This is a genomic window from Mesorhizobium sp. M0751, assembly GCF_040320265.1.
Classification (GTDB): domain Bacteria; phylum Pseudomonadota; class Alphaproteobacteria; order Rhizobiales; family Rhizobiaceae; genus Mesorhizobium.
In genome coordinates this window covers 69,763-92,916 of the sequence record NZ_JAMYPH010000010.1, presented here as the reverse complement: position 1 = coordinate 92,916, position 23,154 = coordinate 69,763, and the positions used below count along the sequence as shown (strand labels likewise).

Sequence of the window (23,154 nt, the reverse complement as noted above, 5' to 3'; positions counted from 1 at the left end):
GCTGACAGCCTTTCCATCCGCGAACAAGGATGATCGACGTTGCGCTTGACTCGTCCATATTATCCGTAATAAATCATACATATTGCCTCGAAAAAAGACGGCAGGTCTGGGAGGACCGATGAAAATCACGGCCATCAAGGCGCGCGTCTGCAATGCGGAAATGCGCAACTGGGTCTTCGTTCGGGTCGAAACCGACGAGCCTGGCCTGTTTGGCTGGGGTGAGGCAACGCTGGAATGGAAGACCCGAGCCGTCGTTGGGGCGCTTCAGGATCTTGAGGCACTGCTCATCGGGCAAGATCCACGCAATGTGGAGCAGTGCTACCAGATACTTACGCGGCACGGCTTTTGGCGTCTCGGCGTCGAGGGAATGTCAGCCGTCAGCGGCATCGAGATTGCGCTCTGGGACATCCTGGGCAAGTCATTGGGCGTCCCCGTCTGGCGCCTTTTGGGCGGCCGGGTCCGCGACTATCTGCGCACCTATACGCATCTCGGCCTCGGGGACATGAAGGCGGTCTATGAGACCGGATCCGCGGATGCCATCGTGGAACGCGGAAGTATCGTGACGCAAGCAGGCTACGATGCGGTCAAGGTAGTCTGCATTCCCTACACCCACTACGTATCGCCCGCCAAGGCAATCGACTCCGTTGCCAATATGGTCGGCTCGCTTCGCGAGGCGGTGGGCCCGGATATCGACATCATGGTCGATTTCCACGGACGCCCTGCATCGGTTAACGCGGCGATGGATTACCTCAAGGCAATCGAGCCGGCCCGCATCATGTTCGCGGAAGAGCCAGTGCCACCCGAAGATGTTGCCGGACTGGCACATATTACGGCGCGATCGGCCGTGCCGATCGCGTCCGGCGAGCGGCTGATCGGGCGCCGCGAATTCACGCACTCGATCGCAGCCCGCGCCTTCAACATTGCCCAGCCGGATATTTGCCACACCGGCGGTCTGCTCGAGACAAAGAAGATCGCGGCCATGGCGGAAACCGCAGGCATCGGCCTTGCGCCGCACAATCCGCTCGGTCCGATCGCCGGTGTGGCTGCTCTTCATTTCGGCATATCGACGCCAAACGTTGTCATTCAGGAGGAGATGTCCGGTGCCGTCGCCTGGTACGACGACGTCGTCACCTGGCCAATTCAGCGTAAGCCAGGCCGCTGGGATCTGCCCGAACTGCCGGGCCTTGGGGTCACCGTCAATGAGGACGTGATCGCGCGCCATCCCTTCAAGCAGGAAGTGCTGCATGCCCGCAACGCCGTCATGCCGGACGGCACCGTGGTGGACTGGTGAATGCAATGGCAGGACGGCTGCAAGGAAAGATCGCAATCATCACGGGCGCCGGCCAAGGCATCGGTGCCGCCATCGCCCGCGCCTTTGCGATGCAGGGGGCAAAGACCGTCATTGCCGAACTGAATGCGGCAAGCGGAAAAGCGATCGCCGACGAATTGCGTGCCCAGGGCGCGGACGCCCTGTTCATCGAGACGGACGTCACCGGCGCATCCGCAGTCGCGAACATGGTCTCCCGGACGATCGCGGCCTATGGTGGCGTCGACATTCTGGTCAACAATGCCGGTGCCAACGTCTTCTACGAACCACTGGCGATGCCGGATGATGAATGGGAGCGCTGCCTCAAGCTCGATCTCCAGGCCGCGTGGTTCTGCGCCAAGGCGGTTTTGCCGACGATGCTGGCGAGGGGCTCGGGGTCCATCGTCAACATAGCGAGCTGTCACGCGTTCCAGATCATTCCCCATACGTTCCCGTATCCGGTCGCCAAGCATGCACTTTTGGGCCTGACCCGTTCGCTTGCCATCGAATATGCCGCACGCGGTATCCGGGTGAACGCGATCGCACCCGGCTATATCGAGACGCCGATCGCGGAAGCCTACTGGAACACATTCCCGAACCCCGCCGAGGAGAAGCGGCGAGCCTACGACCTCCATCCGCCCAAGCGTATTGGCCGGCCGGACGAGGTTGCAATGACGGCGGTTTTCCTCGCTTCCGACGAAGCGCCGTTCATAAATGCCGAGACGATCACCATCGATGGTGGGCGCTCGGTTCTCTACCACGACTAGCAACCACCATTGAGCTCAGGGAGGATCTTCATGAAAACCACAACAAAGGCTTTGGCGACATTTGCGGTACTGGCTGCCGGACTGATGAGTGGCGCAGCAAGCGCAGACGACATCAAGATTGGTTACATCAACAAGATGGGAGACCACCCATGGTTCGTCGCCGAAGTCGGCGGCGCCAAGAAAGCGGCTGAGGCGGCCGGGGCTGCATTCGTGTCGCAGGACGTTCAGTTTGACGCCAATTTGACGATCACGACCTTCGATACGATGGTCGGCGATGGCGTGAAAGGCATCGCCATCGTTGTCCCCGACAAGGCGCTGGGACCGGTCATCGCGGAGAAAGCAAAGGCCGCAAAAATTCCCCTGGTGGCGGTGGACGACGATATCTACTACCAGGATGGCACCCAGGTCCCCTATGTCGGCATGAATGCCTACAACATCGGTGCGCGGGTGGGCGAAGAGCTTGCCAAGCTCTACAAGGCTGAAGGCTGGGCCGGCAAAGAGGTGCGCATCGCCTCGATCGAGGACCGCAAGGCCGATACCTGCATGCAGCGCAACAAGGGCGCGGAAGAAGCGTTCCTGAAGGCGGTGCCCGATTTCAAGCCGGGCAACATCGTTCGCGTCCCCTACGACAATACGATGGTCAACGCCATCGATGTGATGACCACCACATTGACGGCCAATCCCAGCGTCACGAACTGGATATTCTATTCATGCAACGATGATGGCGTGCTGGGTGGTGCGCGAGCACTGGAGAATGCCGGCTATTCCGCAGACCAGGGCATGGGGATCGGCATCGACGGGAGCCGCGCCTGCGACGCCTTCGGATCCGGAAAGCCCTCGGCGTTCCGTGGTACGATGTGGCTCAATTCGGAAAATCATGGCGCGCTGGCGGTGAAGATTCTCTTGGCCTCCATTAAGGACGGAACGAAGCTTCCCGTTCAGTCCTTCACCGACCCGGAATACATCACCGCCGACAATTTTGCGTCGGACTACAAAGCCAAGCTCTGCCACTGAACCAGATATGCGTCATGCGCCGCAGGGCGCATGACGCTCTTTGGGCCGGCAGTTCGTCGGCAGGCACACGGGATCGATCCTCGGGAGTGAGCTTTTGATGCAATCGGATTTCTTCTCGCTCGATAGGATTTCGAAGCGCTTCGGCGTCGTGCAGGCGCTCGACAATGTCTCGATTGCCTTTCGGCCAGGAGAGGTGCTCGCCCTGGTTGGCGAGAATGGCGCCGGCAAATCGACAATGATGCGAATTCTCGAAGGCGTGTTCGCACCGGACACCGGCACCGTGCTGCACGGCTCCACGCCGATCGTTTTCGGCGAACCCCGCGACAGCCACAGAGCCGGAATACGCGTCATCCATCAGGAGCCGGAGATCGTTCCGAACCTGACGGTGGCCGAGAATATTTTCGTCGGCGAACTGCCGCGGCTGGCAGGCGTCCTGCTCGACTGGCACAGGCTCGAGGAGCAGACCGACAAGGTGCTTGCGACCTTCGCCATGCAGCAGGATATGCGGCCGCGTCAACTCTGCAGCACACTCGGTCCGGCACAGCGCCAGATGATCGAAATCATGCGCGCCATACGTGCCGGCGGCCGGCTGATCGCATTTGATGAGCCAACCTCGTCGCTGACCGACGACGAAGCGCGCCGTCTGTTTTCAGTAATTCGCCGGCTGCGCGAAGAGGGCACTTCGATCGTCTACATCTCTCACAGGCTGAACGAGGTCATCGACCTTGCGGATCGCATTGTCGTTTTGCGGGACGGCCGGCTGGTCGATGATTCCCCCGCGGCCGGTGCCAGCGAGCAGACCATAGCCAAGCTCATGGTCGGCCGCGACATTGCCGATCTGTTTACGCGCGAGACGTGGCAATCGGGGCAACCGTTGCTGGAGGTGACGGGCCTGACCACTGACCACGTCACCGATGTGAGCCTCAAGGTCCGCCATGGCGAGGTCCTCGGCATTGCCGGCCTTATGGGTGCGGGTCGATCCGAGTTGGCAAAGGCGATTGTCGGCTATGACAGGCGTCTCGACGGAAGCATAACGATGAATGGGGTGCCCGTTGGCCCTAACAGTCCGCATGCAGCGATCGTGGCGGGCATCGGCTTTGCCCCGGAAGACCGCAAGCACGAGGCGCTGCTGTTGTTCCGAAGCATTCTTGATAACGCCTCGCTTTGCGTGCCCGACAGAACGTCGACCTTCGGCTTCTTCAACCGGCGCAAGGCACTGGAGATCGTCTCACCACTGGCAGCAAAGATGTCGATCAAGGCGCCCGACCTCGACGAACAGGTTTCCAAACTGTCGGGTGGCAATCAACAGAAGGTCGTTCTCGCGCGCTGGCTTGCGCGGCAGCCGATGCTTCTCATCCTCGACGAGCCGACCCGCGGCATCGACATCGGCGCCAAGGCGGAAATCTATCGCCTGATCGATGAACTCGCCGCCAGCGGCATCGGCATAATCCTGATTTCCTCGGAAATGCCGGAACTGATCGGGCTCGCCGACAGGGTGCTTATCATGGCTGGAGGTCGGATCACGGCCGAACTTTCCCGCCCTGACATCGACGAGACCACGATCCTGAAATACGCCATGCCGCAATCTGTAGCATCGCTCGGAGGACAAATTCAGTGAACAGCCTTGAGCTCAGGACAGCAACAACACAAACCGGAAAAAGGCGCGCTTCGTTGCGCATCGCAGAGCGCATCGGCATTCACAACATAAGTCTTCTTGTTGCTCTCGTCATTCTCGTGCTCATTTTCGGCACCCTGAGAGGCGACGTGTTCTTCTCGAGCCGAAACCTGCTGAACATCGGTCTGGGCATCACCATCCTGGGCGTCCTGGCGATGAGCCAGACCGTGGTCATCGTCGCCGGCGGGCTTGATATTGCTGTCGGCGCAATTGTCGGTCTGACCACGGTATCGACGGCAATGGCCATCCAGGCCACCGGATCACCCACCGCGGGCATTCTTGCCGGCCTGGTCCTGGGCGGTCTTGCCGGCCTCGTGAACGGCATCATCATCACCTATGGGCGGGTCAACGCTGTCATCGCGACTCTCGGTACGATGGCGATCTTCCGCGGCATCGCTTTCATCATGTCCGATGGGCAATCGATCGCGATTTTCAGCGAGACTTTCCGCTTCATCGGGATCGGACGAATCTTCGGCCTGCCTCTGCTGATCTGGATTCTTTTGCTGACCGCCATCGTGTTCCATCTCTTTCTTGCCCGCTCGATCGTTGGCCGCAACATCTATGCCCTGGGCGGCAATCCCGTTGTCGCACGCTTCTCCGGCATCAACATCAACCGCTACCGCGTCGGCATCTACATCATGAGTGGAGTGGCGGCCGGATTGGCCGGGATTCTGTTGGCTGCCCGTACCGGCTCCGGGCAGCCCGTATCCGGATCCCAAGGCCTGGAACTCGAGGCCATCACAGCGGCCGTTCTGGGTGGCTGCGCCTTGCAGGGCGGCAAGGGCACGATCGTCGGCGCACTGCTGGGCGTCGCCATCATTGGCGTCCTCAACAACGGAATGATACTGACCTCCGTGCCAACCTTCTATCAGTTGCTTGCCAAGGGCTCGCTGCTGATACTTGCTGTGGTAATTGCCGAGTACCACTTGAACAGGACATGACGATGGACGCGGCGATCGCTTCGACTGGCCAAGGCAAGCAGGACATTCCTGCCGCAGATGGCACCACGTCATCGCTCAAGGATCGCATCGCACGCGATCTCGGACAGCGCATCCTCGCCGGCTCCTACGCCCAGCACTCCATCCTGCCGACGGAAGCCGAACTCTGCGTTATCTACGGGGCGAGCCGCACCGCGCTTCGCGATGCTCTTCTGACGCTTTCGGCGAAAGGGTTGATCGAGGCACGCAAGCGGGCCGGGACGCGTGTGCGCGTATCGAGCGAATGGAACAGGCTGGATGCACAGGTTCTGGAATGGATGCGCGATATCGAGCCTGACCTCGATTTCGTCCGTGGATTGATCGAGGCGCGGCTGGTCATTGAACCCGCTGCCGCCCAACTTGCGGCCAAGATGGCGACGTCAGGCGATCTCGCAGTCATCGAAGCGGCGTATGAAGCCATGCGCATTGCTCCGCAGGACGATCTCGCTGCGTGTCTCGATGCCGACGTCAGGTTTCATACCGCCATCCTTCGTGCCAGCCGCAACCCGGTATTCGCCAATCTCGGCAATATGCTTGCGGCCGCCCTCAGCTTCTCCTTCCGCCTGACCACATCGGCCACCGCTAATTACCAGCAGACGCTGAGCGCGCATGGCGACGTGCTGGAGGCAATCAGGATGCGCAGGGCCGACGACGCTCACGATCAGATGAAGGCGCTCATCGGCATCGCGTCGAACGACCTTCTTGCAGTGGCTCGCAAAGGCCGCCATCAACAGCCGATCGCCGCTGCCAAGGCCGACACCGTCTGAACTGATGGCCCCGACGATCAAGATCAGAAGCGGAGACCTGTCCGCTGAAATCGTCCCGTCGCTTGGGGCAGGTCTTGCGAGACTGGACTGTGGGCGCGTGCCGCTCTTCCGGCCGTGGCCGGATGGCGGGAGCAGCAACCCGTTCGACCTTGCCTGCAACCTGCTTTTGCCGTGGTCAAATCGCATCTCGGGCGCCGGGTTCACATTCGACTCCAAATTCCACGAACTGCCTGCCAATGTTGCAGGCGAGCCATTTCCCATTCACGGCAATGGATTTTCGAGCGAGTGGGACGTCGACAGCGTAGCGCAGGACAACGCAAAGCTGTCCCTCATCAGCAATGGACCCGGCCCATACCGATATCGCGCCGAGGTGCGCTACACTCTGACCGGACAGGGGCTCGAGCTGACGCTTCGCATCGTCAATCGGGCGTCGATCAGGTTGCCGTTCGGGCTTGGCATCCATCCATGGTTCCCGAGAACGGCACGAACCGCGCTTCATGCGCCGGCCTCGCAGGTTTGTCTCGAACTGCCCAACCATCTCCCCGAACGGTTTGTGGATATCAAAACCCGTCCCCATTGGGATTTCGGCGCCCCGGCCGTATTGCCGAGTGGATGGATAAACAATCTGTTTGCTGGTTGGAACGGCGTCGCCACCATATCGTGGCCGGAGCATAGTTGCAGCCTGCGGATTGAAGCTTCATCGCCCTTGAATTTCTACCTGGTCTATTCGCCATCGGACGAGAGCGACTTCTTCTGTTTTGAACCGGTCAGTCATGCTGTCGATGCTCACAATCGTGGTTCGATCGACAAATGGAATGGACTGTCGGTGCTTGGGCCCGGCGAGGCCCTGGCAGCCCGTTGCAGCTTCGCCGTCAGTTAGGCGGATCTCTGCGGCGCCCTCGAATTGGCGGATGTCGGCCAGCATGTCCGGTGAGAACGAAGCCGGCTTTTCGTCCAAACGGAGCTTGGGAAGAGGGAACTCCGGCGACCGGGAACCCGTGAGCCCGTTCGACGTTTGCCGGATGTCGCGGCGCAGTTCGTCTGCTTGACGGCCCCCAAAAATGTGCCTGGCAGGATTGGATCAATGACGGATGTTGAACCAAAAGAATTCGTGCTCGCAGGCATCGTCATGAAGCGACTGGTCTCCGGCGAACAGACGGGAGGCTTGTTGAGTCTCTTCGAAAACAGAAGCGACGGGCACACGAAAACACCAATCCATGTTCATGCGAATGACGACGAGACGGTCTACGTCATCGAAGGGCAGTTGACCGCAATTGTGGACGGCGTGGTCCGAACGCTCTCGCCCGGCGAGAGCATGTTTTTGAAGCGGGGCATCCCGCACCAGCTTATGAATCCCGGCAATCAGCTCGTTCGCTATATCCTGATAGACACGCCAAGTGTGTTCGAGCGGTTTCTCGCCGAAGGTGGCCATGAACTCGGCAAGGGAGAGGTGGTCGGGCCGCCGACGCCTGCCGATATCGAGCGGCTCAAAGCAGCCGCGCCGAAGCATGGGATTACGCTTCTGCAAGACTGGCCGGCAAGAGAGTAGGAGGCTTCGTGACGGCGGCTTGGATCGCCGCTAAAGCCGGCCCTTGCCCGAGGAACCGGTATTGGCTAGCCGCCGGCAATCCAATCCGAGAGGCTGCGGGCAAAGCTTCGCGGCACGATGAGCTCGCATGCGGTCTCGCCGGTGCGCAGGAAGAGCACGGGCACGTGATGGAAGGATGTCAGTACGGCGCGGCCCGGAGCGGCGGTCGGCGCGTGCCAGTCGACGGCAATGCAGCCGGACAGAAGCCTTGCGATGTCAGGGCGGGCCATTTTCAAACGAGCACGACCTTCCCCAAGGGGAACGGAACAGCCGAGATCGGGGTCGACGACAAGGGCTGGCACTTCTGTGCCTTCGTCGAGAGCCAGCCAAAGGCGGCGAGGTGCAACGCGGATAATTAGAAGCCCCTTGTGGCGAACCGTCTCTCCGACCGAAGCAGGAAGTTTCTTGCCGAGCGACGCCGAGACGCTCTTTTCGAATTGTCTCAGTGTCGCGTCCCAGCCCTCGACCTGGATAAGCGGACAATCGGCCACGGACAGGCTGAAATCCCGCGAAGAGGTCAAGCTAGCCATGCAGCCGTTCTCCCTGTGGATCGACGAATACCGGCGAGACAATGCGGGCGAGAACCGTTTCGGCCTTCATCGGATAGACCGCCACGACCTCGCTTCCTTCTGCCGCGACATCACCGGCAAGCAGGGCCAGCCCGACATAATGGCCGCGTTCGGGACTGAAAGTGACGGAGGTGATGCGACCGCGCCCATGGCCATAGGGTTTCTCATCCGGCAGGAACAGGATGGCGCCGCCGCGCAGGCGTTTTCCGTCCTCGATGCATTCCAGTCCGACCAGACGCTGCCGGTTGGGCGCCCGGAGGGCAGGGCGCCGTCGCAGGACGTCGCCGACGAAGCCGCTGCGCTTGCCGACCATGCGGCCGAGGCCGAGATCGTCGAGCGTCGTGCGCCCATCGATCTCCGGTCCGGCGACATGGCCCTTTTCGACGCGTAGCGCGCCAAGCGCCTCAACGCCGTAAGGCTTCAGGTCGAAGGGTCTGCCGGCTTCGAGCAAGCGGCTCCAGAGCTGTTCACCCGCAGTGGCGCCGACATAGACTTCGTAAGCACGCTCGCCGGAATAACTGAGACGCAGGATGCGGAGCCCACGGCCCTCCCACTCGCTTTCGAGTAGCCCCATATGCGGAAGCGCCTCATCGGAAACGTCAAGAGCAGGAAAAGCAGCACCGAGGATTGCGCGGCTCTTCGGCCCAGCGACCGACATCGCTGCCCATTCGTCACTTACCGAGGTCACTGCCACACGCAAATCCGGCCAGGCCGTGTCGAGCAGGAATTCGAGACGCGACAGCACGTCGGCGGCCTTGGCCGTCGAAGTGGTCATGAAGAACCGGTTTTCCGCCAGCCGCGTCGTGGTGCCGTCGTCGAAGACGATGCCGTCGTCACGCAGCATGACGCCGTAGCGGGCGCGGCCTACCGCCAGTTTGGCAAAGCCGTTGGCGTAGACGCGGTCGAGGAAGATTGCCGCATCCGGGCCCTGGACATCAATCTTGCCAAGGGTGGAAATGTCCATAAGGCCCGCCGCCTGACGTACGGTACGCATTTCGGCGACATAGGCGTCGTTCACGTCGCGCCCCGACTGCTGGTAGAAATAGGGGCGCATCCAGAGCCCGACCTCGAGCATCTCGGCGCCGTTCGCCATGTGCCAGTCGTGCATCGGCGTGCGGCGGATCGGCTTGAAATGATGGCCGATGGCGCGCCCGGCAAGCGCCCCGATGGCAACCGGCGTATAGGGCGGGCGGAAGGTCGTGGTGCCGGTCTCGGGGATCGTTGCGTTGCGCAGCGCTGCCATGGCGGCAAGTGCGGGAAAATTGCTGGTCTTGCCCTGATCGGTGCCCATGCCGAGCGTGGTGTAGCGTTTCAGGTGCTCGACCGATTCATAGCCCTCGCGATGGGCGAGCTCGATGTCTTTTGTCGTCACATCCATCTGGAAATCGACAAAGGCTTTTCCGAGTCCGACCGACGGGATTTCGCGAAATGAAATTGTGGCGGTCTCGCCGAGATCGAGTCTGGACGGATCGGGCACCGGCGCCGACTTGCCGCAGGAGACTGCCGCGTCGATGCCGGCGCGATGACCGTCCTCGATGGCTTCGGCAGTTGCAAAGGCCCCCATCATCGCGCCGGCGCCGAACCCGCCGGCCGGAAACGCGCCCGGCACGAAGCCGCCGATGTCGTCGCGATAGACAGGTTTGACACCAAGGTGCGAGGTGAGATGCACGGTTGGCGACCAGCCGCCGGAGATGCAGACCAGGTCGCAGGCGGCCGAGGACTGGCCCTCCGGCCCGTTGAGCGTGACGTGCCTGACGGCATGGCCGCCGTGCACGTCGACGATGCGTGCTGCGGCCCGCACCACCACGCCGAGCCGTGCGGCTTCTGCCGCAAGTGCTGCGGGCGGGACTGCGCGCAGATCGGCAACCGTCACCTCCGCGCCGGCTGCGGCATAGTCGAAGGCGGTGCGCCAGGCACCGTCATTGGTGGTGGCGACAATGATTTTCTTGCCCGGCAGGACGGCGAAACGGTTGAGATAGGTCCGGGCGGCCGCGGCAAACATGACGCCGGGCCGGTCATTGTTCGAGAACACCATCGGCCGCTCGATGGCGCCGGTGGCAAAAACGATCGAGCGCGCGCGCAGCATGGTGACCGTTTGCCGTGTCTGGCCATTCGGCTGCGGATCGGTTGGATCGCGCTGTTCGACCAGTCCAAGGACATTGCCGTCATAGCTGCCGAAAGCGGTCGTCCGCTTCATCAGCGCGACGGTTTCGAAGCCCTCCAACTCGGCCTCGGCCTGCCTCAGCCATGCGGCCGCTGCGTTGTCGGACGGTTCCGCCAGAAGCTGGCCGCCAAGCAGGAAATCCTGCTCGATCAGCGCGACCCGCGCGCCGGCCGCGGCGGCTGCCCGCGCCGCCGACAATCCCGCCGGGCCGCCGCCGACGATGGCGACATCGGCGAAGGCATGACGGACCTCGTAGTGGTCGGGATCCGGGCCGGTGCCGGCCCTGCCCAGGCCGGCCGCCTTGCGGATAAAGTGCTCGTAGAACATCCAGGCGCGGCGCGTCGGGCCCATGAAGGTCTTGTAGTAGAAGCCGGCGGACAGAAACGGTGCCAACAGCCCGTTGACGCTTTGCACGTCGAAGGCAAGCGATGGCCAGCGGTTCTGGCTCTCCACGGCCATGCCGTCGGCGAGTTCCAGCGTCGTCGCCGGCAGGTTCGGCTCGCGCCTGCCGGCGCTCCCGAGCGTAACCAGCGCATTCGGCTCTTCGGGCCCGGCGGAAAAAATGCCGCGCGGGCGATGATATTTGAAGCTGCGACCGACCAGCGTGACGCCATTGGCGAGCAGCGCGGCGGCAAGTGTGTCGCCGCGAAATCCAGCCAGCTTGCGGCCGTCGAAGGTAAACTCGACCGGCACCTCGCGACTGATACGGCCGCCCACCGGCAGGCGTTTGCGGTTCGCACTCATGCCGGTGATTTCCTGAGAGTTGATTTCCTGGCCCGCAATTTTCTGGCGAAGTCGCCGGCTGTGATGGCATGGTTGCGGGTGTCGCGTTCGACCACCAGCCATTGCCGGCAACCGGTCACGTGCTGCCAGTATTCACGGTGCGGGCCGGCCGGGTTTGTCCTGATATAGACGTAGCGGTACCAGGCCTCCGGATCGGGATCGTCATGGGCCGGACGCGTGACCGAGGCATCGCCGCCATAGCGGAACTCGTCATGGTCACGCGGGCCGCAGCAGGGGCATTCGATAAGCAGCATTTTGTTCCGCCTCCTATTGCAGCCAGGCCGAAGGGCCGACGCCGGCCTCATCGAGCGTGTGGCCGGTGCGGAAACGATCGAGCCCGTAGGCCGCGATCAAGGGATGCGGCTTGCCGGTAGCAATCGTGTGGGCAAAGCACCAGCCGGAAGCCGGCGTCGCCTTGAAGCCGCCATAGCACCAGCCGCCATTGAGATAGAGGCCGTCGATCGGCGTCGGGCAGATGATCGGGCTGGCATCGGGGGTCATGTCCATGACGCCGCCCCAGTGGCGCAGCAGGCGGACGCGCGAAATGCACGGCATCAGCGCAATGGCCGCCTCCGCCACTTCGCGCACGACGCCGAGATTGCCGCGCTGGGCGTATGAATTGTAGCCGTCGAGATTGCCGCCGAAGACCAGTCCGCCCTTGTCGGACTGGCTGACGTAGAAATGGTCGGCGCCATAGGCGACGACGTGATCTACCAGCGGCTTCAGCGGCTCGGTTACGAAAGCTTGCAGGACATGGCTTTCGATCGGCAGTTCAAGCCCGGCCCTGGCGCCGAGCACGGACGTATGACCGGCAACAGCGAGGCCGACCTTGCCGGCGCCGATCCGGCCTTTCGTCGTTTCGACGCCGACGATGCTGTCGCCGTCGCGGACGAAGCCTGTCACCTCGCAGTTCTGGATGATGTCGACGCCATGGCCGTCGGCGGCGCGCGCATACCCCCACGCCACGGCGTCGTGACGCGCCGTGCCCGCGCGGCCCTGAAAGATGGCGCCATGGATAGGAAAGCGGGCGGTGTCGGAAAAATCGAGATAGGGCACCAGCCTGCGCACTTCTTCCCGGTCGAGAATATCGGCATCGATGCGGTTCATCCGCATGACATTGGCCCGGTGGCTGAAGCTGTCGAGCTGATCGGCCGAATGCGCTGTGACGAGCTGGCCGCGCTGGGAAAACATGACGTTGAAGTTCAGCGCCCGCGACATGCCCTCCCAGAGCTTCATCGAGAATTCGTAGAACTGGGTGTTGCCGTCGAGCAGGTAGTTGGAGCGGATGACGGTGGTGTTGCGGCCGACATTGCCGCCGCCGACATAACCCTTTTCGAGCACCGCGACGTTGCGGATGCCGTGGTTCTCGGCGAGGTAGAAGGCGGTGGCGAGGCCGTGTCCGCCGCCGCCGATGACGATCACGTCATAGGACGGTTTTGGTTCCGCCGCACGCCAGGCGCGCTGCCAGTTCTTCTGGCCGGACAGCGCGTTGCGTAAAATCGAAAATGCGGAATAGCGCGCCATGCGTGCGGGCCTATCGAACGATCGGGCCGGCCGGCGTACGGGTGAGCACTTCGGCACCCGCATCGGTCAACAGCACCGTGTTCGAGACGAAGTCGTCGCCGCGGCCCGTTCCCATCAGCCACGACAGGATGTGGAAGCTCATCCCGGTCTCGATCTCGAGGTCGGAATCGTGCCTCAAGCCGGTCACCGAATTGCCGCCGGTCCATGACGGCGGCTGGCCGGCGCCGACGAGGTAACCGCAGTGATGGCGGCGATAGTGGGAAAGGCCGGCCTCGTCGGCGACGGCCTGCCAGGCGGCGTAGACATCGCGCGCCTTGGCGCCCGGCCGCAGCGCCTCGATGACCGCGTTGAACGCCTTGGCGGTCACCTCCGCCATTTTGGCGTCTTCGTCGCTGATGTGGCCGATGCGAACAAGCCGGCCGAGCGGCGCGTGGTAGCGCGAGATGCACCCGGACAGTTCGACAAAGACCGGCTCGCCCTTGCGGTAAATCCCGTCGCCCCAGGTCGTGTGCTCTTCACCCAGGCGCGCGGCCGGGCGGATGAACGGTCCGAAGCCCGGTGCATGACCGCCGGCGCGGATCATTGCCGCAACACATTGGGCGGCGACCTCCTGTTCGGAAGCGCCATCCGAGATCGCGGCGATCGCGGCACCGGCGGTGGCGTCCGTCACCTTTGCGGCACGCCGCATCAGCGCCTGTTCTTCGGCGCTCTTCACCCGCCGCATCTTGTCGATCAGACCGGAGACATCGCTCCACTTTGCATCGGCTTGCATCTGGAGTGCCACGGCAAGTCCATGGCTGAGGCCGGCTGTCCAGTATTCGAGGCCGATCCGCTTGCCGGACAGGCCAAGCTCTGCAAGCACGCGTGCGGCAAGGTCGGCCGCGGTTTCGCTGTCGGAGTGGCCACGGAATTCCGCTGCCTTCACCTGCTTCTCGATTGTCACCTTCTCCATCGAGCGGGTGACCAGAACAGGTTTTCCCCGGAGCGGCACGATCAGCAGGTGAGGGGCAAAATACCCCCAGTGATCAAGCCCGGTGAGATAGAAGACGTTCTCCGGCGAGGCAAACACCGCTGCGTCGAGCTCGCGCTCAACCAGTGCAGTACGGACCTTTGTCAGGCGGCCGGCGATTTCGGCTTCGGAAAACGGATTGCGGTCCATCGGGCGTCCTCGCGCTTGTTGCCGGCTTGGTGGCGGGCTGGTCTTTTCGGCAGCCGGTTTCCCGGCGGCCATGTCAGTCGATGACGATGACTTCGCGCGCCACATCGCAGAGGCGTTCGCCGCCGCGTTCCGTGACGACGAACGATTCCGAGATGGCGATGCCGAAATCGTCGAGCCAGACGCCGGCCATGAAATGGAAGCACATCCCAGGCTGCATCTCGGTGGTATCGCCGGGACGAAGGCTTGCGGTGCGCTCGCCCCAATCGGGCGGGTATGCGAGCCCGACCGGATAGCCGACGCGGCTGTCCTTCTTCAGCCCGTTCCGTCGCAGGACTGCCTGCCAGGCGGCTTCCACCTCTTCGGCGGTGTTGCCGGGGCGCGCTTTCTCGAGGCCAGCGTCGACGCCCTCGACGATCGCCTTGGCCATGTCGAGGATGGCTTGCCGCGGCTTGCCGAAATGTACCGTCCGGGTCAGCGCCGCATGATAGCGGCGCCGCACGCCGGCGATCTCCAGAATGGCGAGGCCGCTGTCCGGCAGCGGCGCGTCGGACCACGTCAGATGCGGCGTGCTGGTGCCCTCGCCAACGGGCATCAGCGGACAGATCGCGGCATAGTCGCCGCCCGCTCCAGGCACGCCCATGATCTGTGCGTGATAGATTTCCGCAATGACATGGTTCTGAGGCACACCGGGCCGCATTTTCTCGATGGCGCGGTTCATGGCATGCGTGCAGATCGCACCCGCCTCGCGGATCAGCACCAGCTCGGCTTCGGATTTGACCAGCCGCGCCCAGTTGACGAGATCGTGGTTGTTGGCGAAGTGCGCGTCGGGCAGCCCCTCGACAAGGTGGGCGTGGCAGCGCGCAGTGTAATAATGCGCGTCCATCTCGACGCCGATGCGGGCCTTTCCCCAGCCGCGCGACCGGATCAGTTGGGCGAGTTCGTCATAGGGGTGTTCGACCGGCTGCTGCACCAGCCGTTCCGAGAACGGCACGATGTTTGTCTCGGGCAGGCCGATGGTTAGGCGTGCACTCTTGGCGTCCTGCGCCCTGCCGAACCAGATCGGCCGATCCTCCTCCAGATGGACGAGGACGCACTGCGGAACGTAGAACGACCATCCGTCATAGCCGGTCAGCCAGCACATGTTGGCTGGATCCTGACAGACGATGAGATCGAAGCCGGCTTTTTGCATGCGTGTCTTCACGCCGGCGAGGCGCTGCCCATACTCCGCTTGCGTGAACGTCCCGAACCCGTTCGCAGTCGCCACCGAAATCCTGCCTTCCAGCTACGCCGCATGCCCTTTGATCAACATGGGCAAACAGGCCAAATTGTGCACAACTCGACGTCAATTTGTTGGCTAGCTACGAATTATCGCCGAATTTTCATGGTTTCTATATCTCTGCTTGCGAAATGTCTAGGGCAGTTGTATACGTCTTATCAAGCAGGCGTCGACCTCGAAGAAGGCCGCGCCCTGGGAACCATCCACAGTTGTCCAATGGGAGAAAAGCATGTTCAAATCATCGATATCGCGCCGCATGGTCGTGAAAGCGGCTGCCTGCATCGCGCTGGCCGCGACGTCATTGACCTCGCTGTCCGCTCACGCGGAAACCACTCTCGAACGGGCCAAGAAGGACGGCTACATCCGCGTCGGTTTCGCCAACGAGGCGCCGTTCGGTTACGCCACGCCAGACGGCAAGCTGACCGGCGAGGCGCCGGAAGTCGCCAAGGCGGTGCTCGCCAAGATGGGCATACCGCAGGTCGACGGTGTTCTGACCGAATTCGGCTCGCTCATCCCGGGTCTCAAGGCCGGCCGCTTCGACATCATCGCCGCCGGCATGTTCATCACTCCGAAGCGCTGCGCCGAGATCAACTACTCCGAGCCGTCCTACGGCATCGGCGAGGCTATGCTGGTGGCTAAAGGCAATCCGAAAGGCATCAAGGATTTTTCCAGCATCAAGGACAATCCGGATCTCAAGCTTGCCGTGATGGCCGGCGCCGTCGAAGGCGGCTTCGCCAAGGATGCGGGCGTTGCCGGTGGGCAGATCGTCTCCTTGCCCGACCAGTCAAGCCTGGTCGCCGCCGTCCAGTCGGGCCGCGCCGATGCTGCCGCGCTGACCGCTCTTTCGATCGCCGACATGGCCAAGAAAGCCGACGGCGTCGAATCGACCAAGCCCTTCGGCGAGGTCGGCGGCAAATCGGTGAAAGGCCATGGTGGCTTCGGCTTCCGCAAGGAAGACACGGACCTGCTGGAGGCGTTCAACGCCGAGCTGAAGAAGTTCATCGGTTCGCCAGAGCACATCGCGCTGGTCGAGCCACTCGGCTTCGGCAAGGATTATCTCCCCAACAAGACCACCGCGGAGCTCTGCGCTGGCAAATAGGTTCCCAACTGCTGGCGGCGCGAAATCGCCGCCCTTTTTTCCCGGGGGAATCGCATGGGAATCCGTACGCTCATTGCCATGTTGGTCATCGCGCTCGTCGTGATCGGCGCGTTGGCAACACAGGAAAGCTATAGCGTTTTCATGCCGGGGCTGCTGCAAGGCGCGGTCCTGACGGTCGAGATCGCCGTCCTCGGCAGCCTGCTCGCAATTGTCATGGGCGTACTTGCAGCACTTGCAAGGATGTATGGCCCGACGCCGCTCAGATGGCTGGCCACGGTTTACGTCGAGATCTTCCGCGGAACGTCGGCACTGGTGCAATTGTTCTGGCTGTTTTTCGTGCTCCCGCAATTCGGCGTCACGATCAACGCATTCGTTGTGGCGGTGCTCGCGCTCGGCCTGAATGTCGGCGCCTACGGATCGGAGTGCGTGCGCGGCGCGATCCTGTCCGTCGCCCGCGGGCAGTGGGAAGCGTGTACGGCATTGAACATGACCCGCCCGCAGATGTTGCGCCGGATCATCCTGCCGCAGGCCTTTGTCGCGATGATCCCGCCCTGGGGCAATCTGTTCATCGAGCTTCTGAAATCGACAGCGCTGGTCTCGCTGATCACGCTTTCGGATCTCGCCTTCAAGGCCCAGCAAATGAACCAAAACACTTTCAAGACCATTCCGATCTTCACCCTCGTGCTTTTGATGTACCTGGCAATGTCGCTGGTCGTGACCATCGGCATGCGGCTTCTCGAAAGGCGGGCTTCGCTCGGATTGGCGCGGGGGAAGGCAGCATGATCTGGGACTGGGCATTTGCTTTTGAAATCCTGCCGGTGCTCGCCCGCGCTGCCATCGTTTCCATCGAGGCGACGCTGATCGGGTTTGCGCTTGCCGCCTCGCTTGGCCTGGTGCTGGCGGTCGTCCGCATCGCCGTGCCGTGGACCGGCTGGACGATTTCGGTGCTGGTCGAACTGATCCGGTCGACCCCGCTGCTGATCCAGATATTCTTTCTTTATTTCGTCTTTCCGAAATTCGGTGTCGTGCTCGACGCCTTCACCGCCGGGGTGCTTGCCATCGGCATCCACTACGCTGCCTATTGTTCCGAGGTCTATCGCGCCGGTTTCGACAACATCCATCGTGGCCAATGGGAAGCCGCGGTCGCACTCAATCTGTCAGCCTGGACGACGTTCCGCGACATCATCATTCCGCAGGCGATCCCGCCGATCGTTCCGGCGCTCGGCAACTATCTGGTTGCCTTGTTCAAGGAGACGCCATTGCTTTCCGCAATCGCCGTGCTGGAGCTGATGCAGACGGCCAAGATCATCGGCTCCGAAACCTTCCGCTACACTGAGCCGATGACGCTGGTCGGCCTGTTCTTCCTTGCCATGAGCCTGGTTTCTGCCGCGCTCATTCGCTCCCTCGAAGGCCTGCTCAACCGGAGGACCATGCGATGACGGAACAACCGATGGTCCGCTTCGACAATGTTTCGAAACGCTACGGCGCGCTGACCGTTCTCGACGGGCTCAATCTGGAAATAGCACGCGGCGAGAAGGTCTCCATCATCGGGCCGTCCGGCTCCGGCAAGACCACGGTGCTGCGCATGCTGATGACGCTGGAGACGATCAATGACGGCGTCATCTGGGTCGAAGGCGAGCCGCTCACCCACATGCAGAGGAACGGCAAGCTTGTTTCCGCCGATCTCGCACACATCCGCAAGATCCGCGCCAAGATCGGCATGGTGTTCCAGTCGTTCAACCTGTTCCCGCACATGACGGCGATCCAGAACTGCATCGAAGCCCCGATAACCGTGCTCGGCATGAAGCGGCCCGATGCCGAGGCGCGTGCTGCCGAGCTGCTCGACATGGTCGGTTTGTCGGAGAAGAAGGACCACTATCCCTCGCAGCTTTCCGGCGGCCAGCAGCAGCGTGTCGCCATCGCCCGCGCCTGCGCCATGCGGCCCAAGATCATGCTGTTCGACGAAGTGACCTCGGCACTCGACCCCGAACTCGTCGGCGAAGTGCTTGAAGTCATCCGAAAACTCGGTAGGGAACATGACCTCACCATGCTGATGGTGACCCACCAGATGGGATTTGCCAAGGAATTCTCCGATCGCGTCTGCTTTTTCCATGCCGGCAAGATCTGCGAGCAGGGGCCGCCAAGCGAGTTGTTCGGCGCCCCCAAGAACGAGCGGACGCGGCAGTTCCTGCACGCTGTCCTGGAGGCTGGATGACGCTTGAGACGGATGCCACGCCCCTGGCCGCGACCGCCGCACCGCCGCGCCCGCTCTCGGCGCGGGAACGGTTCGAGCGTATCTACCGGATACTGCGCGACCGCATCTGCCTGCTCGACTACGCGCCGGGTAGCCATCTCTCCGAGGAAGAGCTTGCCCAGGAATTCCAGATCAGCCGCACGCCGGTTCGCCGTGTCCTGGCGCGCCTCGAATCCGAGGGTCTGGTTCAATCCGTCCATGGTGTCGGCACGATCGTCACCGATGTCGACATCGAGGAATTGCAGCAGGTCTATCACTTGCGCCTGGAGTTGGCGCTCCTCGTCGGCAAGCTTTCGCCGATCCCGCGCACGGCGGACGACCTCGACCGGATACGGGCGCTCATCGCGCGCTGCGATGCCGATATACTCAATCCCGACCAGCGCGCTTTCCTGCGCCTCAACATGGATTTTTTCTACGAGCTCACGGCGATGACCGGCAACCAGCCGCTGCGCGAGATCAGTGAGCGCCTGTATTTTCAGGTCGCGCGCGTCGTCCTGAAGATGATGCCCCAATTGGGCCTTGTCGAGGAGTTCACCGCGTTCCGCCGCGAAATGGAAGAGGTCCTTGCCGCCGCCGAGATCGGCGACTGGGAGTCCATAGGGCACATAAGGCGGGCGCATATCTCAATGAGCTTTCGCCGCATGATGCGTCATGCAGGCGAGGCGAACCTGGATCGAGCTACATAGTCAGCCCCTCACGGTTGTGCTGGTCGCCTGCCGCCGAACTGGCTTCGATGCCCGAAGCCCCGCCCGGTACCGACAGGATTTGCCAGCACCGGGATGACTGACGCGGTTCGATGCTGCAGGCCCGTGCCGCGCTTAAAGAGGATCCTCGCTCGGTATGTTGGCGGGGTTCCAGACGACCTCCCACAGATGTCCGTTCGGGTCGCGGAAATATCCGGCATATCCGCCAAAGAACGTGTCCCGGGCAGGCTTGATGATCTCGGCTCCGGCGCCGGCGGCCTCATCCATCACTTGATCGACTTCTTCGCGGCGCACAACGTTGTGGCCGATTGTGAACGAGGTCGAGGTAATCGGCGCCTTCGGCAGCCCGGTGTCGTAGGCGAGGTCATCCTGAGCCCAGATCGCGAGCTTCAACCCGCCGGACAGCGTGAAGAACGCGACGGCGCCATGCTCGAACTCGCGGCCGATGATCCCTTCCGTCGGCAAGCCAAGACCGTCGCGGTAGAACGCGAGAGAACTCTCGAGATCGGCGACGGCGATAGTCAAAACCGAAATGCGCGGTTTCATGGCAGTCTCCTCTGGTTGTCGGAGACACCAGGATAAGGTCGGGCGACAGTGAGGACTTGAACAAAACGGCCAAAAGCGTGCCGCCAAGTCGAAGGACGCGCTGAGGTCTCACTCGTTGTGCAGCAGGTGATGAATCTGTCGCGGGGTGCTTCCTGTCAGGCGGCGGCTCTCGCGGACAAGATGCGCCTGATCGGAATAGCCCGCCTCGGCTGCCAGCATGGCGGCGGTGCTGTTGGGGTGGCTCGAAAGCCGCAGAAAGCGCTGGTAACGGAGGATACGGTCAAGCGTCTTGGGGCCATAGCCGAAGCTCTCGTCGAAGCGCCGACGCAACGTCCTTTCGCTCATCTCGAGCGCGCGCATCAACCAAGGGACGAGCGGCGCGTCGGGTGGCGGCCCGCGCTCGATCAAGCGATATGCCGCCTGCATGGGAACGTCTGGCGCGCGGGAGGCCACCTCCTCGGCGACGACCTGTTGGAGCGAGCAGGCCAGATCCTCGAGATTATCGCTGGCGCGCACGCGGCTGGCGAGGCGGCGAGCTCGCGCCCCCCACAAATCGTCGAGCGACAGCCTCTTGCCGACCAGCTCGACTTGCGGCACACCGAGCCATGCCGTCGCCGCGGCAGGATGGAAGCGCAAGCCGATCACGACCTCGTCTGCTGCAAGAACCTCGGTCTGCGGCTCCTTGTCGGGGCCGGCAATTCGGAAGCTGCCTCCGATCCATTGCAGATCGATCGTTGCGTCGGGCATGACGACGATTGGCGGTGAGCCCGCCGGGTCCATCCGATGCACCCACACCGAAGCAAAGCTCCCGCGAAGCCGCGCCGACGCTGGACGTTGCTGAAATGAACCCGTTGCCTGCGCTGGGACGGGATCGCTCATCTCGCTCCCCTTCGGATTAGCGGCGGTGAACCTACGGCGCAGCGGCTGCGCCCGGCCGTCGCTCGAGGCAACAATCTGCACGACCGACAACGTCTTCCAATCGAGAACGGTTGCAAGAATCGGTCGTTTTCTTCCGGCCGGAACGAAGAGGGCGGGTGATGCCACTTGCATCGCCATCGGCAGCGCCGTGTGCGGCTCATATGTCGATGGCCGTTTTGTTCAATCCGGCAAGGGAGAGGCGTGCTTATCTTTCCGCGTCGTACATCACATGAGAGGTATGCATCATGAGCAACAACAACGACCAACGGATCGACTACGTCGAATTCAATGTGAAAGACATTCAGCGGTCACGCGACTTCTACGGAAAGGCGTTCGGCTGGACCTTCACCGACTACGGCCCGCAATATTGCGAGTTCAACGACGGGCGCTTGTCCGGTGGCTTTGCTGCTGGCCCAGCGAGGTCCGGAGGAGGCCCGCTCGTCATTCTCTATGCCGATGATTTGCCGGGAACGGTCAAGCGTGTCGAACAGGCGGGAGGCAAGATCGTCAGGCCGATCTATGGCTTCCCCGGCGGCCGGCGCTTCCATTTCGCTGACCCGGATGGTTACGAGCTTGCGGTTTACACCGAGGACGGCAGCAAGGAATGAGCCGCACCGTTCGTCCGGCCTACTCCTCGAAGCGACCCGTGGCGTCACGATCGCGCTCGTATCGTCTCTTGAACGGAAACGGCGGCAACCAGGACTCGCGACGGATGATCCAGCTTTCGTAGGTTGGCATCAGTTGGTCAGGCGCATCCAGGGACCCCAGGTTCACTTCGATTTCGTCTGCGGTGCGTGCGAAAATGGAGGAGCCGCAGCGGGGACAGAAAAACCGACCGGCGTAGTCGCGTGTTTCGCCGTCGATCGTCACCGCATCCTCAGGAAATATCGCGGAAGCGTGAAAAAGGGCGCCATGATGCTTGCGGCAGTCGAGACAGTGACAAAGGCCGACCCGGTATGGGCGCCCCGACGCGACAATTCGGACGTTGCCGCACAGGCAACCGCCGGTGAATCGGTCCATGCTGCGTCTCCTCCAAAATCAAGCGGCCGGAATGGTTACAACGACCGGCACTGTTGTTGCAATCGCCGCGCCGCGGGCGGGGACGCGTCGTTCTTCCGTGGCGATGACATTGCAGCCGCCTCTCTATGCCTTATGCGAGCTTGCCGCCGAAAATAGGCTTTGGTTTGTCATATGGAACGAAACGGCGCGTTCCATTGAGCGGCCAACTCGGCGGCCGAGGCGATCTTGACGCCGCAGTCGGCGAGTATGCGTGCGACCGTCGCTACCGGTTCGGCGTTGGACGAGGCTATGCTGCCGTTCGGAAGGAAAAGATTGTTTTCGAAGCCGACCCGGACATGGCCGCCAAGCAATGCGGCGGCGGTCACGCACGCCGCTTCGTAGCGGCCGAAGGCGCAGACGCTCCAATGGTCGAAGTGCGGTATGTTCGCCGCGAGGAATGGCAGGAGATCGGCAGGAACGGACGTCTGTCCCGGCGTGTAGCGGCCCAGCACGTAGAGAACCGGTATGCTTGCCCAGGGGATCAGTCCGCGCTGCTTTATGTCCGCAAGCCTGACGGCCTCCTCGGGCGAATAGAGGATGATCTGCGGCGCAACCCCCTCGGTGTGCAGCCAGGCCATGAAGCGCGCGAAGGCGAGTTCCGATCCGGCATCAGGAACGATTTCGCGAAGCGCCAGCGAGACAGCTTGCGGCTTCACATCTTGTACGACGGCCATCTGTTGGGCCGGCGAATAGATGCCGAGCGCTTCGGAGGTGATCTGGATTACCAAGCGGTCGCCGGCAGCACCGCGGATGGCGGCGATCGCCTGGCGGTAGGCGTCGGCGTCGAGCAGATGATTGCCGCTTCTGTCGCGGACATGGACGTGGATCATAGCCGCACCGGCATCGGCGCATTCCGCGGCCGTCCTTGCAAGTTCGGCTGGTGTCAGCGGAATCGCCGGATGGTCGGCCTTGCTGCGACGTCCCCCGTTCGGCGCGACGGTTATGGCGATGCGGTCGAGAGCATGGGCCGGCTTCATGGGGACGTTCTGTGAGTGACAAGATTCA

Annotated in this window: 24 protein-coding genes; 14 read left to right on the top strand and 10 right to left on the bottom strand. The window is 62.5% G+C overall.

The window, feature by feature from the left end; translation table 11 throughout:
• Nucleotides 1-118: 118 nt before the first annotated feature.
• The 8 genes from dgoD (at nucleotide 119) to NKI19_RS17055 (ending at nucleotide 8,055) form a co-directional block, all read left to right on the top strand.
• Nucleotides 119-1,291, top strand: coding sequence for a galactonate dehydratase (gene dgoD / locus NKI19_RS17090; RefSeq protein WP_352489702.1), 1,173 nt, complete (start codon nucleotides 119-121; stop codon nucleotides 1,289-1,291).
• A 5-nt stretch (nucleotides 1,292-1,296) separates the two neighbouring features.
• A complete protein-coding gene (locus NKI19_RS17085) occupies nucleotides 1,297-2,073 on the top strand; it encodes an SDR family oxidoreductase (protein ID WP_352489703.1) in 777 nt (258 codons plus the stop codon).
• Between the two features lie 30 nt (nucleotides 2,074-2,103).
• A complete protein-coding gene (locus NKI19_RS17080; protein WP_352470579.1) occupies nucleotides 2,104-3,087 on the top strand; it encodes a substrate-binding domain-containing protein in 984 nt (327 codons plus the stop codon).
• Nucleotides 3,088-3,184: 97 nt separating this feature from the next.
• The gene (locus tag NKI19_RS17075; protein WP_352489704.1) at nucleotides 3,185-4,705 is read left to right on the top strand and encodes a sugar ABC transporter ATP-binding protein; all 1,521 of its coding nucleotides are present in this window, start codon (nucleotides 3,185-3,187) and stop codon (nucleotides 4,703-4,705) included.
• 53 nt (nucleotides 4,706-4,758) lie between these two features.
• Nucleotides 4,759-5,703, top strand: a complete 945-nt coding sequence (locus tag NKI19_RS17070; RefSeq protein ID WP_352565709.1) for an ABC transporter permease — start codon at nucleotides 4,759-4,761, stop codon at nucleotides 5,701-5,703.
• Between the two features lie 2 nt (nucleotides 5,704-5,705).
• Nucleotides 5,706-6,506: a FadR/GntR family transcriptional regulator gene (locus tag NKI19_RS17065; RefSeq protein WP_352489706.1), complete on the top strand. Its 801-nt coding sequence runs from the start codon at nucleotides 5,706-5,708 to the stop codon at nucleotides 6,504-6,506.
• 4 nt (nucleotides 6,507-6,510) lie between these two features.
• Entirely contained in the window at nucleotides 6,511-7,386 is an 876-nt protein-coding gene (locus NKI19_RS17060) for an aldose 1-epimerase (RefSeq protein ID WP_352489707.1), read from the top strand.
• A gap of 204 nt (nucleotides 7,387-7,590) precedes the next feature.
• Complete coding sequence (locus NKI19_RS17055) at nucleotides 7,591-8,055, top strand: cupin domain-containing protein (protein ID WP_352489708.1); 465 nt, start codon at nucleotides 7,591-7,593, stop codon at nucleotides 8,053-8,055.
• 65 nt (nucleotides 8,056-8,120) lie between these two features.
• Here the strand turns inward: NKI19_RS17055 and NKI19_RS17050 are convergent, their stop codons facing one another.
• The 6 genes from NKI19_RS17050 to NKI19_RS17025 all read right to left on the bottom strand — a co-directional run bounded on the left by NKI19_RS17050 (nucleotide 8,121) and on the right by NKI19_RS17025 (nucleotide 15,557).
• Nucleotides 8,121-8,624: a sarcosine oxidase subunit gamma gene (locus tag NKI19_RS17050; RefSeq protein WP_352565707.1), complete on the bottom strand. Its 504-nt coding sequence runs from the start codon at nucleotides 8,622-8,624 to the stop codon at nucleotides 8,121-8,123.
• Nucleotides 8,617-11,571, bottom strand: a complete 2,955-nt coding sequence (locus NKI19_RS17045) for a sarcosine oxidase subunit alpha family protein (protein WP_352489710.1) — start codon at nucleotides 11,569-11,571, stop codon at nucleotides 8,617-8,619. Before NKI19_RS17045 ends, NKI19_RS17050 begins: the two co-directional genes overlap by 8 nt.
• Nucleotides 11,568-11,864 (bottom strand): sarcosine oxidase subunit delta, encoded by a 297-nt coding sequence (locus tag NKI19_RS17040; protein WP_352489711.1) that lies wholly within the window; start codon nucleotides 11,862-11,864, stop codon nucleotides 11,568-11,570. Before NKI19_RS17040 ends, NKI19_RS17045 begins: the two co-directional genes overlap by 4 nt.
• A gap of 13 nt (nucleotides 11,865-11,877) precedes the next feature.
• Nucleotides 11,878-13,134: a sarcosine oxidase subunit beta family protein gene (locus tag NKI19_RS17035; RefSeq protein ID WP_352489712.1), complete on the bottom strand. Its 1,257-nt coding sequence runs from the start codon at nucleotides 13,132-13,134 to the stop codon at nucleotides 11,878-11,880.
• 10 nt (nucleotides 13,135-13,144) lie between these two features.
• Entirely contained in the window at nucleotides 13,145-14,293 is a 1,149-nt protein-coding gene (locus NKI19_RS17030; RefSeq protein ID WP_352565705.1) for a M24 family metallopeptidase, read from the bottom strand.
• A 73-nt stretch (nucleotides 14,294-14,366) separates the two neighbouring features.
• Nucleotides 14,367-15,557 (bottom strand): M24 family metallopeptidase, encoded by a 1,191-nt coding sequence (locus tag NKI19_RS17025; RefSeq protein WP_352565703.1) that lies wholly within the window; start codon nucleotides 15,555-15,557, stop codon nucleotides 14,367-14,369.
• A 241-nt stretch (nucleotides 15,558-15,798) separates the two neighbouring features.
• Between NKI19_RS17025 and ehuB the strand changes: the two genes are divergently transcribed.
• From ehuB to NKI19_RS17000, 5 genes are read left to right on the top strand one after another with little or no spacing between them, the layout of a single operon-like run.
• Nucleotides 15,799-16,668 (top strand): ectoine/hydroxyectoine ABC transporter substrate-binding protein EhuB, encoded by an 870-nt coding sequence (gene ehuB, locus NKI19_RS17020; RefSeq protein ID WP_352489715.1) that lies wholly within the window; start codon nucleotides 15,799-15,801, stop codon nucleotides 16,666-16,668.
• Between the two features lie 54 nt (nucleotides 16,669-16,722).
• Nucleotides 16,723-17,451, top strand: a complete 729-nt coding sequence (gene ehuC / locus NKI19_RS17015; protein ID WP_352489716.1) for an ectoine/hydroxyectoine ABC transporter permease subunit EhuC — start codon at nucleotides 16,723-16,725, stop codon at nucleotides 17,449-17,451.
• Entirely contained in the window at nucleotides 17,448-18,107 is a 660-nt protein-coding gene (ehuD, locus tag NKI19_RS17010; RefSeq protein WP_352489717.1) for an ectoine/hydroxyectoine ABC transporter permease subunit EhuD, read from the top strand. Before ehuC ends, ehuD begins: the two co-directional genes overlap by 4 nt.
• Complete coding sequence (ehuA, locus tag NKI19_RS17005) at nucleotides 18,104-18,883, top strand: ectoine/hydroxyectoine ABC transporter ATP-binding protein EhuA (RefSeq protein WP_352489718.1); 780 nt, start codon at nucleotides 18,104-18,106, stop codon at nucleotides 18,881-18,883. The genes ehuD and ehuA overlap by 4 nt, the downstream gene beginning before the upstream one ends.
• Entirely contained in the window at nucleotides 18,880-19,608 is a 729-nt protein-coding gene (locus NKI19_RS17000) for a GntR family transcriptional regulator (protein ID WP_352489719.1), read from the top strand. Before ehuA ends, NKI19_RS17000 begins: the two co-directional genes overlap by 4 nt.
• A gap of 132 nt (nucleotides 19,609-19,740) precedes the next feature.
• On the opposite strand, the gene NKI19_RS16995 is transcribed toward NKI19_RS17000, so the two are convergent.
• Together NKI19_RS16995 and NKI19_RS16990 are read right to left on the bottom strand one after the other, a co-directional pair.
• Entirely contained in the window at nucleotides 19,741-20,172 is a 432-nt protein-coding gene (locus NKI19_RS16995) for a VOC family protein (protein ID WP_352489720.1), read from the bottom strand.
• A gap of 108 nt (nucleotides 20,173-20,280) precedes the next feature.
• A complete protein-coding gene (locus tag NKI19_RS16990) occupies nucleotides 20,281-21,228 on the bottom strand; it encodes a helix-turn-helix domain-containing protein (RefSeq protein ID WP_352489721.1) in 948 nt (315 codons plus the stop codon).
• A gap of 104 nt (nucleotides 21,229-21,332) precedes the next feature.
• On the opposite strand from NKI19_RS16990, the gene NKI19_RS16985 reads away from it, so the two are divergent.
• The gene (locus NKI19_RS16985; protein WP_352489762.1) at nucleotides 21,333-21,698 is read left to right on the top strand and encodes a VOC family protein; all 366 of its coding nucleotides are present in this window, start codon (nucleotides 21,333-21,335) and stop codon (nucleotides 21,696-21,698) included.
• 19 nt (nucleotides 21,699-21,717) lie between these two features.
• Here the strand turns inward: NKI19_RS16985 and NKI19_RS16980 are convergent, their stop codons facing one another.
• Nucleotides 21,718-22,110 carry a GFA family protein gene (locus NKI19_RS16980; RefSeq protein ID WP_352489722.1) on the bottom strand — a complete coding sequence of 131 codons (393 nt, stop codon included), beginning with the start codon at nucleotides 22,108-22,110 and terminating at the stop codon, nucleotides 21,718-21,720.
• 167 nt (nucleotides 22,111-22,277) lie between these two features.
• Nucleotides 22,278-23,126, bottom strand: coding sequence for a beta-keto acid cleavage family enzyme (locus NKI19_RS16975; RefSeq protein ID WP_352489723.1), 849 nt, complete (start codon nucleotides 23,124-23,126; stop codon nucleotides 22,278-22,280).
• Between the last annotated feature and the right edge of the window lie 28 nt (nucleotides 23,127-23,154).

Bases quoted from the DNA above. Each gene is read 5' to 3' on its own strand.
- dgoD (WP_352489702.1), top strand. From the start codon at position 119: ATGAAAATCACGGCCATCAAGGCGCGCGTCTGCAATGCGGAAATGCGC.
- NKI19_RS17085 (WP_352489703.1), top strand. From the start codon at position 1,297: ATGGCAGGACGGCTGCAAGGAAAGATCGCAATCATCACGGGCGCCGGC.
- NKI19_RS17080 (WP_352470579.1), top strand. From the start codon at position 2,104: ATGAAAACCACAACAAAGGCTTTGGCGACATTTGCGGTACTGGCTGCC.
- NKI19_RS17075 (WP_352489704.1), top strand. From the start codon at position 3,185: ATGCAATCGGATTTCTTCTCGCTCGATAGGATTTCGAAGCGCTTCGGC.
- NKI19_RS17065 (WP_352489706.1), top strand. From the start codon at position 5,706: ATGGACGCGGCGATCGCTTCGACTGGCCAAGGCAAGCAGGACATTCCT.
- NKI19_RS17060 (WP_352489707.1), top strand. From the start codon at position 6,511: ATGGCCCCGACGATCAAGATCAGAAGCGGAGACCTGTCCGCTGAAATC.
- NKI19_RS17055 (WP_352489708.1), top strand. From the start codon at position 7,591: ATGACGGATGTTGAACCAAAAGAATTCGTGCTCGCAGGCATCGTCATG.
- NKI19_RS17050 (WP_352565707.1), bottom strand. From the start codon at position 8,624: ATGGCTAGCTTGACCTCTTCGCGGGATTTCAGCCTGTCCGTGGCCGAT.
- NKI19_RS17045 (WP_352489710.1), bottom strand. From the start codon at position 11,571: ATGAGTGCGAACCGCAAACGCCTGCCGGTGGGCGGCCGTATCAGTCGC.
- NKI19_RS17040 (WP_352489711.1), bottom strand. From the start codon at position 11,864: ATGCTGCTTATCGAATGCCCCTGCTGCGGCCCGCGTGACCATGACGAG.
- NKI19_RS17035 (WP_352489712.1), bottom strand. From the start codon at position 13,134: ATGGCGCGCTATTCCGCATTTTCGATTTTACGCAACGCGCTGTCCGGC.
- NKI19_RS17030 (WP_352565705.1), bottom strand. From the start codon at position 14,293: ATGGACCGCAATCCGTTTTCCGAAGCCGAAATCGCCGGCCGCCTGACA.
- ehuB (WP_352489715.1), top strand. From the start codon at position 15,799: ATGTTCAAATCATCGATATCGCGCCGCATGGTCGTGAAAGCGGCTGCC.
- ehuC (WP_352489716.1), top strand. From the start codon at position 16,723: ATGGGAATCCGTACGCTCATTGCCATGTTGGTCATCGCGCTCGTCGTG.
- ehuD (WP_352489717.1), top strand. From the start codon at position 17,448: ATGATCTGGGACTGGGCATTTGCTTTTGAAATCCTGCCGGTGCTCGCC.
- ehuA (WP_352489718.1), top strand. From the start codon at position 18,104: ATGACGGAACAACCGATGGTCCGCTTCGACAATGTTTCGAAACGCTAC.
- NKI19_RS17000 (WP_352489719.1), top strand. From the start codon at position 18,880: ATGACGCTTGAGACGGATGCCACGCCCCTGGCCGCGACCGCCGCACCG.
- NKI19_RS16995 (WP_352489720.1), bottom strand. From the start codon at position 20,172: ATGAAACCGCGCATTTCGGTTTTGACTATCGCCGTCGCCGATCTCGAG.
- NKI19_RS16990 (WP_352489721.1), bottom strand. From the start codon at position 21,228: ATGGCGATGCAAGTGGCATCACCCGCCCTCTTCGTTCCGGCCGGAAGA.
- NKI19_RS16980 (WP_352489722.1), bottom strand. From the start codon at position 22,110: ATGGACCGATTCACCGGCGGTTGCCTGTGCGGCAACGTCCGAATTGTC.
- NKI19_RS16975 (WP_352489723.1), bottom strand. From the start codon at position 23,126: ATGAAGCCGGCCCATGCTCTCGACCGCATCGCCATAACCGTCGCGCCG.